This window comes from Raineya orbicola (assembly GCF_002843425.1).
Taxonomy (GTDB): Bacteria; Bacteroidota; Bacteroidia; order Cytophagales; family Thermonemataceae; genus Raineya; species Raineya orbicola.
This window is the reverse complement of record NZ_NKXO01000031.1, coordinates 1-12210: the sequence shown is the minus strand read 5'-3', so window position 1 is coordinate 12210 and position 12210 is coordinate 1. Positions and strand designations below refer to the sequence as shown.

Sequence of the window (12210 nt, the reverse complement as noted above, 5' to 3'; positions counted from 1 at the left end):
GTTAAAACTTACATTACTCAATCGCATTTTAAGCATTTTTTTAGAATTACCAAAAAAAATTAGCGAAATTTTGCTAAAAAATGTACCGATAAGGAACAGATTGACAGGTAAAATGGTTATGAAATAGTACAATGCAATAATTTCAATCCTTAACCTTTGAACTTTTAAGTTATGGAACAAGTAGTAAAGCCCAAACGTTATCTGAACGTTTATACGGAGGCAAGTCCTAACCCCGCTTCTTTGAAGTTTGTCCTTAATTATATGCTTACGCCTGAAAACGAAAGTTTTGATTTCCCCGACCGCACCACTGCCGAAAAATCCCCACTTGCCACCGAACTTTTTGAAAAATTCCCATTTGTAGAAAGAGTTTTCGTAATGAATAACTTTATTACCGTAACTAAAAAAGAAGGTTACGATTGGCTGGACATAGCTCGCGAAGTCAAATTGCACATTCAAGAGTATTTGGAGCAAGAAAAGCCTATTTTTAGCGTAGAACTTTTGCAAGAAAATGCTAATTTGCAAGCAAGTGAAAATGATACCGAAGTCGTAAAACAAATCAAGAAAGTATTAGAAGAATACGTAAAACCCGCCGTAGAAACCGATGGCGGTGCTATTCATTTTCATAGTTTTGATGAAACCACAGGTAAAGTAACACTAACTTTGAAAGGCTCTTGCAGTGGCTGTCCTTCTTCAACCATTACACTAAAATCTGGTATAGAAAACCTCTTGAAACGTATGATTCCACAAGTGCAAGAAGTGGTAGCAGAAAGTATGTAAAAGTATGAACCAACTTTTAGAAACACTCCACGAAAAACTTCAAAAACGCAAACAAGAAGGGAACTTTCGGGCATTAAAACCTCAAAGTTCCCTCGTTGATTTTAGCTCTAACGATTATTTGGGACTAGCCCGCAATGAAATTTTGCAAATAAACATTGAAAAAGAACTCCAAAAACTACCTCAACCGCATTTAGGAGCAACAGGCTCTCGTTTGCTTTCGGGTACTCACCCTTACGTATTGGAACTGGAAACCTTTTTAGCCAAAATTTTTCAAGCGGAAGCCTGTTTGATTTTCAATTCTGGTTATCAGCTCAATACGGCTATTTTAGCCACTATTCCTCAAAAAAATGATGTTATTCTTTGTGATGAACTCATTCACGCCAGCCTTCGCGAAGGTAAAAACCTAAGCCTTGCTCAAAGCTATTACTTTCGGCATAGCGATTTAGAAGATTTAGAAAAAAAACTTCAAAAATTCCAAGAAAAACCACATAGCCATATTTTTGTGGTAGTAGAAAGCGTGTATTCTATGGACGGCGACATAGCCCCTTTGCCCGAAATCATTAACTTATGCAAGCAATATGGGGCTTATTTGATTGTAGATGAAGCCCATAGCACAGGCATTTACGGCAAGCAGGGCGAAGGATATTGCATTAGCCAAAATCTACATCAAGATATTTTTGCAAGAATTTACACCTTTGGCAAAGCCATCGGCGGACACGGAGCTTGCATAACAGGTTCAAAAATACTCATAGAGTATCTTATCAATTTTGCAAGAGCTTTCATCTATACCACTGCCCTACCCTTACATAGTTACATACATATACGCAAAGCCTTTGAGCATATTGCCGAAAACATCTATTTACAAGAAAATTTGTACCAAAAAATTACCCTTTTCAAGACTGCTCTGCAAAATTTATCCCATATTCAACTTAAAGAAAGTTTTACGCCTATTCAAATTCTCAAAATTGGCGGCAACGAAAGAACCAAACTTTTTGCCCAAAAACTGCAAGAAAAAGGCTTTGATGTGCGTCCTGTTCTTTCGCCTACGGTAAAAGCAGGCGAAGAGATTATTCGCATCTGCCTGCACGCTTTCAATACAGAGCAAGAAATTGCAGAACTTTGCCGAAATATACTTATTTTGGCAAAGGAAATATAAGTCTATCGGAAATCAATGAACAATTATCTTTCGCAAGCACAAAAAGAAGGAACTGTCCGTTTTTACAATAACGAAATTTTTTATTCTGCTAGCGGTGTAGGCTTTCCACTTACCCCCGAAGAGCAAGTAAGAGCCGAAATATATGCAAAAATTTTATACCATTACCGCTATCCCGCCGAAAGAATAGCCTTTGAATACCCCGTAAAAATGGGTTCAAGCTACAAAAGAGTAGATATTCTCATTTTAGACGATACGCAAAAACCTTTTTGTATTGTAGAGTGTAAAAAAAGCAGTATCGGCGAAAGTACCTTTGAGGAAGCCATAGAACAGGCTTTTTCGTATGATAATCATCTGTATGCTCCTTACATTTGGGTAACTTCGGGCAGGCGTGAAATTTTTTTCAAGTCCGAGCATAGCTCACAAGGTCGCAAACGCTACGAACTGAACGATTTGCCCAAATTTGGATTTTCAAAGCAACTTTGGTACAAAATCTATGAAGCAGGACAAAGCGTTTGGGGCTTTTTCAAGGATATTTATGCAGAATTTTTTGCTCCTACGCTTCGCAAACGTTGGTTTGCACGTTTGTTGTTGTTTTTAGTGATTTTTGCTTGGTGTAATTGGCTAGCAAGTTGGGCAAATATTACTTGGCTCACCCCTTACGCAATGGAGCAAAAATGGCTTCAAAAATCTTGGACTTTTGAGCATCTTTTTTACATCAGTGCCAGCATTGCAACGCTTGTAGGAGTTTGGATAGTCAGGCATAGTGTTATTCCCGATGATTTGCTTTCGGCTTCCAAAGCTCACGAAAAAGCCAAACAAAGAAATAATTGGGTGCTAATAGCCACTATTTTGGTGCTTGTGCCTGCGTATTTTTGGCTTAAACTTTTTTTTGATTATGATACAAAATACTGCTACGGTTGCAAACCTTGTGCATCAGAATGGCATTGTTGGTGGTCTTTTGCTCATTTTCGTCTGTATGCTCGCCCTGAAAGAATTTGGGAATATCTTACTCCTTCTTGGGTGATTTTAGGAGTACAAGCAATTGCTACGCTTTTAGTAGCTGAAATATTGAAATGGTATGCTTCTATTCGGTAAGAGACTTTTATCTCACTAAATTTCCATTTCTATCAGTTCTGATAAGGGCAATCATATTTACTTGCTCAAAACCAATTGTTCCTAAAATCAGTATATCGCCATTGGCGAGTTGCTTGATGCGGCGTGCTTTATCGTCTTTTGTTCCACCGAATTGCTTTTCCCAAACTACATTGCCAAAAAAATCAAGTTTATAGAGTAAAATGTCTTTTGCATTTCCTATGGTAGCTACGTTTCCTGCTACTAAAAATTCCCCATTGTCCATTTGGGTAATAGTTTTACCTTCGTCATCTCCACCTCCACCTAGGTTTTTTTCCCACTCTATATCCCAGCCTGACCATATATCGCCAAATTCTCTGACAACTCTAATTTTAGACACATATATATCTTTACCTCCATTTTCTCCTGCACTGATAGTTCCAGTAATAAGCAAGTTTTTATCTGATGTGGTTATTACCTGCTCACCGAAATCGTCCCCTATTCCACCAAACAAGTTAGTCAAATCAGCAGTAGCAACTAAACTACCGCCTGTAAATCTCATTCTTAATACTCTAATGTCCAATTTTTTATCTCCCGAAAACTCCGTAGTACCACTAACAAGGATTTGGTAGTTATTACTGAATTTATCACTCATAGCATTTCCAATAAGATTAGGACCGGGCGTTGTTGGTGTTACCACGCCGAAAGTCCCATACTCGCTTTGATTGATAAAATTTCCATTTATGTCAGTGATTATTAAATAAATTTTTGCCTGCGTAGTATTTTCTGCAACTGAAAAATCGCCAAACAAATAAATATTACCAATATCTTCAAAAACGACTATCCCTTTGAGCCTTTCAAAACGAGTGTTATTAGGATATTTCTTTGCCCACTGCACATTTCCATCATTATCTATTTTCATCAAAGCAAAGTTGGTATAAGAAGTATTTCCTACCTGAAAAGAGCTATCAATGCCTACATACCAGCCTCCCGAACTTGCGGGGTAAATGGCTTTGGCGGCTCTGGCATTTAGTTTTTTTTCCCACAAAAGATTTCCAAAAGCATCTGTTTTGGCTAAATAGCCAATAGTGCGAATAAACTCACTTCCATCATCAGCAAAATCTTTGACATTCACAGAACCCGCAACGAGCAAAGTTCCATCAGAGTTTTCAACTACATCATAGGCTTCTGCACCTTCAAAAGCCCCTAACATTTTGTAAAATGTTCCTGAATTGTCAAGATTTACTTTGGGCTTAAATTTGCAAGCTATTGGGATCATCAGAAAAAAGCTAAAGCCCCAAACAATAGTTATAGGATAAAAATTTTGCAGTTTTTGTAATATTTTTTGCATAAACGAAAGTTTTCAGCTTTTTGTCAAAATCTATCAATATTCAAAATTATTTGGTTTTACCTTACCCCTCCTTAACTCAAAGAAATAAGGGGGTGCTTCTGGGCTTTTTCTTACCAAAATCAATTTTGTTTCATTACTGACTCAAATTAGACAATATTTTATTTATCAAGATTTTCAATTTTTATATCTTCGGAAACTTTTTTTAGCTTTCTTTTTTGAATTTTTGGGTTGTATAGAGGGTAATTATACCCAAGCGAAAGCATTATGGCACTTAAAGTGTAGTCGTTATCTAAAAAACCATACCGAGCAATTTCTTCTTGTAAAATATAACGATTGACTGACTTTACCATATTATTCAAACCTGCTTGGTAACGCAATTCTACAAAAAGATGTCCTAAACCTATTTTGTATTCTACGCCCATTCCAGCCAAAACAGAAAAAGTCAAAGAGTTGCGTAACTCTTTCATTGAAATAGCTTTCCCCTCTACAGAACGCTCCACGTCCCCATCTTGATTGATGTCGTTGCGTTGGGCATTCAAAGAAGCAGATATTAAAAAATGGGGCGTTGCTCCTGCCATAACATATGGATTGACACCAAGTAAATTGAAATTATACTTATTTTTGAAGTTATATTTGAGAATGAGGGGCAAATCAAAGCGAGTTTGAGCTTCAGTAGCAAGCAGTCTTGCAAAACCAAAATATTGTGCCTCAAAGCGATAACGATAAGATACGAGATTGGGCTGTAATAAAATTTCTATAAAGTTGGTAATAGGACGAGAGATAATTCCACCGAACTGAAAACCAAGTAAATTAGTGTAAAGCATCTCTTGATTAGCGGGGTTATCTGTGCTGAAAAGTTGTGTTACTCTGATTTGAGAGAGATTAGCCCCTGCATTACCACCAACAATTAAATAAGGACGAATACGAAATTTCCTGTAAAGTTCTGCAAATTCAGTGGGGTCATTCGGACGCAAGCGATACTCAGGATTAGTTCGCAGGAGTTGGTGCATAAATTCCTCTGCTTCTTTATCCTGATTACGATACAAATGGATAATAGTAAGCAACCTGTATGCCCTTACACGTTCTTCCTGATTAAAATCGCCTTTTTCCAAACAATCTTTTAATAGCAAGATAGAATTACTCAAAGAACCATCATCAAAAGCGTTCTCGCTTTCTTGCAATTTAATAGAGCAGTCGCTCTGCCCCTCTTGCTGAGCCGAAACCCGCCAAGCAGTAAAAAACAATCCTAATAGTAGTAAGTATCGCCAATAATATTTATTCATTTGTGTTAGACTTGTTTGGGTTAAAACTTTGTTATCTGGACTCAAAAAATTCAGCAGGCTCAAAAAAGTTCAAAAGCCATTACATTTACCACCATTCAAAAATTTTTATTTTTTGCTTACAATTCATTCAATTGAAATCAAAAAATTACAGGATTTTTACTCTCGTTTAGGTAAATCGCCACAAGTTTTTTCATAAGGTACATCATCATCATCAGCTACATAGCGTTTCCATTCTTCATCACTCATATTCTTTTTGATTTTACCACATAGATAATCACTCATCTTGCTGATTTCTGTGTACCAAAATCTTACCACTTTATCACGCGTACCTGCGATAAGTTTAGAGCCATCTGCATTGAAACTCAGCGTAGTAACCCAAGTGTTGTAGTCATTGAATACCATTGGCTCGCTATTGAGATTGTTCATATTCCAAACCCTGACGGTTTTGTCCATACTGGCTGAAGCCATTTGAGCATCATCATTGCTAAAAACAATATCTGTAATTTGCCTGCTATGTCCGAAAAGGTTGATAGGTTTGGCATTCTCTTTTTGTAAGTTATACAAGCGTAATTTTCCTTGCTCGTTACCCACAGCAAGCCATTTACCATTATGACTGACGCGTAGAGCAGATATGGGCTGATTATCGGTCAGAAAGATTTTTTCTTCGTTGTTTTGAATATTCCAAAATATCACTTGTCCTTTGGCATCACCTGTGATGATATGCTTTCCATCGGCAGTAATAGCCAAACAAGTAACTTGTTCTTTGGGCGAACCGATTGTTTTTACTTCTCTCCCATTGTAAAAATAAATCTTTTTATTGGAAGCCAGAATAGCCAGCCCTTCGTTGGAGCGAGAAGGATACGCCAAGAACCAAACAGATATTTCAGGCGGTAAAACAATATTATTTTGCAAGCGTTTGCTTTCACCTTTTACATCAAAAATTTGAATTTTATTAGCATTACCCGCTACTGCCAGAAATTGCCCGTCATAGCTGATAGCCATAGTTTTATTGACATAACTATTTTTAGTAATAACTTCACCCTGCTTTTTAGTATTTTCCAAATCAAAGCGAAGCACCTCACCAGCACTGCCTGCCGAATATACGTACTTGCCCGTTTGGGCTGGCACAATAGCTCTGACAAAATCTGTATGTCCTTTTAGCTTATTAAAATCTTCTCCTTCGTAAGTACGGATAGCATAATAAAGTCCTTGATAAATATCGGGGTGGAACTTGCTTCCGCCATTATCGCTATGAAACTTGTAGGCTTGTTGAGCATTGAGGGCTTGTAGCTCGGGGTCTTCGGAAAGTTGCTTGGATTTGAGAGCCATAGCTTGAGCAATAGAGAGCAAACGCTGATTTTTAGCTCTATTTTTTTGCAGATTGGCTTCTTTGGTAGCGGCTTCAGCTTCTTTGCGGCGTTCTTCGGCGATTTTGGCATTTTCTTTGGCTCGCTCTTCACTGGCTTTGGCTTCGTCTTTGGCTTTGATAGCCTCTCTTCTTTGATTTTCGGCAATTTCTCTTTGCTTTTCAGCTTCTTCTCTTTGCTGTTCTGCTTCAATTTTAGCTATTTCTGCACGATTTTTTTGTATTTCTGCTTCTTCACGGGCTTTTTCAGCCTCTTCTTTTTGTCTGATAGCCTCTTTGGCATTTTCTTTCGCTAATTTTTCTTGCTTAATAGCCAGCAATTTTTGCTCTTCGGCACGGGCTCGTTGTTGGTCTGCTTCCACTCTTTTTGCCAAAGCGTAAATCAAAAAAGCAATAGCTACAAGTGTAAAAAGCCCTAAAATAATAGCAGTCATACGAGTACGCTTCAAGGTTCTTTTTTGTAACATTTCCTTGATGCGTTGTTCGGCTTCGTACTCTTTTTGGCTATAATCCAAGAAAACCATAGCTCTTTCAAAGGCGGGGTTATGCCTTTGAGCCCAAAGCAAAGTGGGTTTATGTTTTTCACGCCAATTGAGAGCCAGTTGCAAGTCGGGAGGTCTCCATAAACCTGCCTTTCCTACTTGGTACATAGCCGAAGCTTCCGAAAGTCTGAGATACATTTGCACTGCTTCGGCTTCATCATCTACCCAGTTTTTGAGCCTCGTCCAAATTCTCATCAAACTTTCGTGAGAAATATCAATAATAGAGTTGGCGTGTAATGGAATACCATAAGCAGGAGTAACAAGAGAGCGTCCGGGTTCTCTGAATTTATCAATAACGGTGATAATATCCTCTTGTCTTGCTCCAATAATAGCCGTAATTTCTCCGAGAGCAGTGGGTCTTCGTATACCTTGGTTTTGGTCTCCTCCTTTTTCTGTAATAGTTTTGAAAAGTTTTTCACAAACTCGCTTTTGAGCTTCTGTAAGTTCATCATAAGCCTCATTGGCGTGTAAGGAAAGAGCTTCTTTCATTGTGCCAATAGCTTCGTAATGATGTACATCAAGGGGCTCATTTGTCTCTTTATGCCTAATCCAATAATCCCAAGTACGCATTAGTGAATGTTGCAGAATGGGTAGTTGGTCAGGATTATCGCCCAAGTCATTCAGCAAGCGTTGTACCAAGCGAGGTGTGATTTCAGCACCGCCTACTGCTACAGGTCCTATGATAGCCATACGCTTCTGCTCGCGTGTCATTTGTGGTATCATATAGTAGCTATTGTTGATGGCTTTGGTTAAATCGGGGAAAAAAGCACACTCCCCAATAAAATCAGAACGCATCGTAATTGCTACATAAATAGGCAGACCTTCGTACCTGATAGCTTCCATCAGTAAATTTACGAAATTGAGAGCCTCGTTAATAGCCTCTGCATCATCTTGTTTGCGAAAACGGAAAAGTTCTTCAAATTGGTCAATGAGAATAAGCGTATTTTGCTCAGAAAATTCAGGGGTGTTCAGTATCACTTCAATCAGCCCCAAAGAACTACTACGCAGTAAGGTGGCAATAATTTTTTTACGAATAATTTTGTCTTCTTCATTCAAATCTTGCGTGTGCATTTTCTTGAAAATGGCTTCTGCCAAGTTCTCAATAGGCGAAGCACCCGGACGAGCCACTACTACATTCCAATTAGAGGTTTTATTTGCCACAAAGCCTCCATAGAGAATAGGGATTACCCCGCAATAAATAAACGAAGACTTACCACTTCCCGAAGGACCTACCACCGCAACAAAGCGATTTTCGTATAGTTTCATCAAAACTTCATCACTTTGCCCTTCTCGCCCAAAGAAAAGATGACTCTCTTCAATCGTAAAAGGTCTAAGACCGGGAAAGGGATTAAATGCGGTTTCGGTAGCGGTGTAATTCTCTAAAATACTTGCTTGCATAATAGCCTCTTGTTTAGCCTATCGCTGAATAATAAATTTTTTGTATCCCACTTTTCCTTGTTCGTTGTAAAACTTGAGCAAGTACATTCCCTCGGAAAGGTTTTGAGTAGATAACTCATTTTTACCAATTTTTGCCTTTCCAGTTAGTAGGCTTTTACCCAAAGCATCAAATAACTCGTAGTTGAGCTCATTCAACGTATTGGGAAGTTCTATGAATACCACATTTTGGGCTGGATTTGGATAAAGAGTAATAGCACCTGATAAATCGTTGTGCAAAGCAGTAATGCCACTAGGTATGGTTGTAGGTTCTATGTAAATACTTTGATAGATTTCTTTGGTTTCCTCGTCCTGTACAAAAACTACCACAGCAATTTTATTGATGTCATAGAAATTCGTGGGGTTGTACGATTGATTAATGGTAGCTTGTGTAACATTTTTTATCCAATTCGTGTTGATACGCGTACCTGCCGCATCAGGTAAAAGTCTTTTTACAACATTGTAGTAAGTATTTCCGGGCAAGCCAATTACATTACCTTGTACTTCTTTTTCTATAATAGCTATTTGTACCAAAACAGGTCTATTCAAGTTTTCTACTGCTCTGATAATTGCCCCTATATTCAGCAGTTCAGGAGGATTATTGCCGAATACTACTTGTATTTCAAAAGGTGAAGGCACCAAAGAGCGTTTGTCGTATTCAAGCAATGTAGGGTCTATGACAGAATAAAGATTAGGAAACACCGCCCCATCGCGAGTAGTACGAGGTGTTTGAGAAATGCCATAATGAAAAGCTCTGGCACTGGGGTCTACGGTATTGTCTTTATTCAGAGGGTCATTGGCATTAGGAAAACTGGTATGAAAACGAATATTAACGCTTTCGGGACGAAGCGTAGCAATATTATTGATGAAAGCGTCTTCGGCACTTGCATTAGGAGCCCCTGCATTGGTAAAATGTTCAAGTAAAATTCTGCGATTTCTGCTTTTAATTTGGAAATTATCAATGGCAAAACCATCATATTTGTCGGTATTATCTATGGGAAAATTAAGGCTTCCAAGTACAAAACGGAAACGTACTCTTCCACCTGCTCCCGCTTCTTGCTTTACTTGGTCAAGAATAAAGCGTGCTGTTTTCCAAGCAGTTTGGGTATCGCCTGACCAGCCCCTTACGGTACCGTTGATGAGCCCAGGTGTTCCTGTACCGGGCAAGCCTGTAATTCCCGCAGAATTGAACCATTCTAACCCTTGATTGACGTTTCCAAGAAGTTTCCAAGACATACCATCATTGGTAGTGTAAAGTACAGAAATACCATCTTGGTCGGGGCGAGTATCTACCCAATAATCAAAATTGATAACAGGTCTATCCAAGTTGCTAATATCAAAGCAAGGTGTTTCTAAAAACGACTGTTCATTGCCATTGTATTGCTCAATATTGCTTACCCCCTTGAAAGTTCGCCAATAAGCCCCATCGGTAGGAGTGATTTTGCCACCTGTTGCTGTCATTGTACCCCATTGCCAAGAAGGAGCAGTAGGGTTGGTTTTTCCAACAATCCAAGAGCCATTAGTAACATTAAAATTTTCGGTGTATGGGCTTGCATTAGTTACAACATACTGCGGAAAAATAGTAATTTGTTTGCTGATAGTTACAGGACAGCTCAAATCGGGATTACTGCTGGTCTGTACGGTAAGAGAAACATTATACACGCCTGGGGCAGTATAAGTATGAGTAGGATTTTGCAAGGTAGAAGTATTGCTATCCCCAAAATTCCAAAGCCAGCTTACAATGGGGTCGCCACCGGGCAGAATGGTTGTTTGGTCGGTAAATTGCGTAGGAGAACCCAAACACTGACCTATAAAGTTAAAATTAGCATTAGGTTTGTTTTTAATTTCTATGCTGAAATTAAGCGTTTGCTTACAGCCCTGAGCATTGGTTACTACAAGGGTCACGTTTTTGGTACCCGTAGAACTATAAGCGAATGAAAAGGCATTGGAAGTGGTCGTAGTCAGAGAAATTTCAGTTCCCGACCATTCATAGGTGCTAATAGGAAGCGGAGAGGTAACAACAAATTGCGTTGTTTCGCCTAAACATCGGTTGGAGATTTGAATATTAGCAAGCGTAAGTGTTGGACTAGGATTTACGGTAAGTGTTTTTTGAGTTGAAATATCGTTACAGGTATTTGCATCTGTGTAAGAATACTGAATTTCATACACATAAGCGTCTGTGGTAAAAGTAGGAATATTGAATTGCGGGGAAGCAAAATCTATGATATTCAAGCCAAAAGCCATATCAAAAGGAGCTTGCAGTGTGGGTGCTATGCGAGTTATCCTGAATCTTCCATTCATAGGTATAGTGGGAGGTAAGCCATTTACCGAAGGAATAAGCGTAATAGTATTTTGGTCCCTACAAATAGAAGCAGTTGTAGAACTTGTCTGATAAGCGGCAGGAAACTCAAAGTTTGGTATAGGTAAATCGTGAATAACCACCTGTTTGGAAGTAACATTTTCACAAGAGATGGGTCCTGGGTAGTCTTGACTAAATCGGTATTCTATCTCATAAAGTCCTGGCGAAGAACCTGTCTGCGAAGGCAATGGCTGTGTAGGTCGGAATGTTCTATCTACATATAAATTTTCAAAAGCAGTAGGCGAAGGTGATACACGTCTAATTCTGAATACCCCACCCGAGTTAGGAGTACCATTTACAACTCCCTGTAAAGTTACGTTAGGTGCATTTCGGCAAAATTCATCTCCGTCATTGATCCCTGTAAAAGTTACAATAGGTAGAGACTTTATATTAAAAATTTGTGTAGTGCTTTGAGCTGTACAACCTCTATTTGTTTGATAGGTGTATCTCACTCGGTAACCATCATTAGGAGTTAGAGGAGGGCTATTCAGATTTAGCGTATTTACTCCATTCGGAAAAATACGTACTACATTATTAGATGCATCTAAAACCTCAAAAAAGCCATTGTTAGGATTGAAAATTTCATCAGTAATATTGAAAGAAGGAGTGAGATTAAGTGTGGCATTTCCTTCGCAATAATTAGCTTGCAAACCCGTGAAAGTAGGTATTGGCATTGGGTCTAAGAAAAATTGTTTTACAGGGCTTTCTCCTGTACAACCTTGCGAGTCGGTATACCTAAATTTAACGTGAGTTAAGCGGCAATATCTTGAAAAAGTTCAAAATTTGTAAGTAGATTTTTTTCTTGAAAATCTCTAATAGTGGGCTTTTTATCTAGGAATTTGTAGGCAATAATTCCAGACCACAAATTGAC

7 protein-coding genes are annotated in these 12210 nt (G+C 38.6%); 3 read left to right on the top strand and 4 right to left on the bottom strand.

What is annotated here, in order from left to right:
• Nucleotides 1-171: 171 nt before the first annotated feature.
• The 3 genes from Rain11_RS09850 to Rain11_RS09840 are packed head-to-tail and all read left to right on the top strand — an operon-like array spanning nucleotide 172 to nucleotide 3028.
• A complete protein-coding gene (locus tag Rain11_RS09850; RefSeq protein ID WP_101359197.1) occupies nucleotides 172-777 on the top strand; it encodes a NifU family protein in 606 nt (201 codons plus the stop codon).
• 4 nt (nucleotides 778-781) lie between these two features.
• Nucleotides 782-1933, top strand: coding sequence for an aminotransferase class I/II-fold pyridoxal phosphate-dependent enzyme (locus Rain11_RS09845; protein WP_101359196.1), 1152 nt, complete (start codon nucleotides 782-784; stop codon nucleotides 1931-1933).
• Nucleotides 1934-1948: 15 nt separating this feature from the next.
• Nucleotides 1949-3028, top strand: a complete 1080-nt coding sequence (locus Rain11_RS09840; protein WP_101359195.1) for a type I restriction enzyme HsdR N-terminal domain-containing protein — start codon at nucleotides 1949-1951, stop codon at nucleotides 3026-3028.
• 7 nt (nucleotides 3029-3035) lie between these two features.
• Here the strand turns inward: Rain11_RS09840 and Rain11_RS09835 are convergent, their stop codons facing one another.
• The 4 genes from Rain11_RS09835 to Rain11_RS09820 all read right to left on the bottom strand — a co-directional run bounded on the left by Rain11_RS09835 (nucleotide 3036) and on the right by Rain11_RS09820 (nucleotide 12013).
• Complete coding sequence (locus Rain11_RS09835; protein ID WP_101359194.1) at nucleotides 3036-4355, bottom strand: hypothetical protein; 1320 nt, start codon at nucleotides 4353-4355, stop codon at nucleotides 3036-3038.
• Nucleotides 4356-4513: 158 nt separating this feature from the next.
• Complete coding sequence (locus tag Rain11_RS09830) at nucleotides 4514-5638, bottom strand: porin family protein (RefSeq protein ID WP_101359193.1); 1125 nt, start codon at nucleotides 5636-5638, stop codon at nucleotides 4514-4516.
• Between the two features lie 156 nt (nucleotides 5639-5794).
• Nucleotides 5795-8944 carry an nSTAND1 domain-containing NTPase gene (locus Rain11_RS09825; protein WP_101359192.1) on the bottom strand — a complete coding sequence of 1050 codons (3150 nt, stop codon included), beginning with the start codon at nucleotides 8942-8944 and terminating at the stop codon, nucleotides 5795-5797.
• Nucleotides 8945-8962: 18 nt separating this feature from the next.
• On the bottom strand, nucleotides 8963-12013 hold the full coding sequence (locus tag Rain11_RS09820) for a T9SS type A sorting domain-containing protein (protein WP_101359191.1): 3051 nt from the start codon (nucleotides 12011-12013) through the stop codon (nucleotides 8963-8965).
• Nucleotides 12014-12210 lie beyond the last annotated feature (197 nt).

What these genes read in the sequence shown, in the direction of transcription:
- Rain11_RS09850 (WP_101359197.1), top strand. Translation starts at nt 172, where the DNA reads ATGGAACAAGTAGTAAAGCCCAAACGTTATCTGAACGTTTATACGGAG.
- Rain11_RS09845 (WP_101359196.1), top strand. Translation starts at nt 782, where the DNA reads ATGAACCAACTTTTAGAAACACTCCACGAAAAACTTCAAAAACGCAAA.
- Rain11_RS09840 (WP_101359195.1), top strand. Translation starts at nt 1,949, where the DNA reads ATGAACAATTATCTTTCGCAAGCACAAAAAGAAGGAACTGTCCGTTTT.
- Rain11_RS09835 (WP_101359194.1), bottom strand. Translation starts at nt 4,355, where the DNA reads ATGCAAAAAATATTACAAAAACTGCAAAATTTTTATCCTATAACTATT.
- Rain11_RS09830 (WP_101359193.1), bottom strand. Translation starts at nt 5,638, where the DNA reads ATGAATAAATATTATTGGCGATACTTACTACTATTAGGATTGTTTTTT.
- Rain11_RS09825 (WP_101359192.1), bottom strand. Translation starts at nt 8,944, where the DNA reads ATGCAAGCAAGTATTTTAGAGAATTACACCGCTACCGAAACCGCATTT.
- Rain11_RS09820 (WP_101359191.1), bottom strand. Translation starts at nt 12,013, where the DNA reads ATGCCAATACCTACTTTCACGGGTTTGCAAGCTAATTATTGCGAAGGA.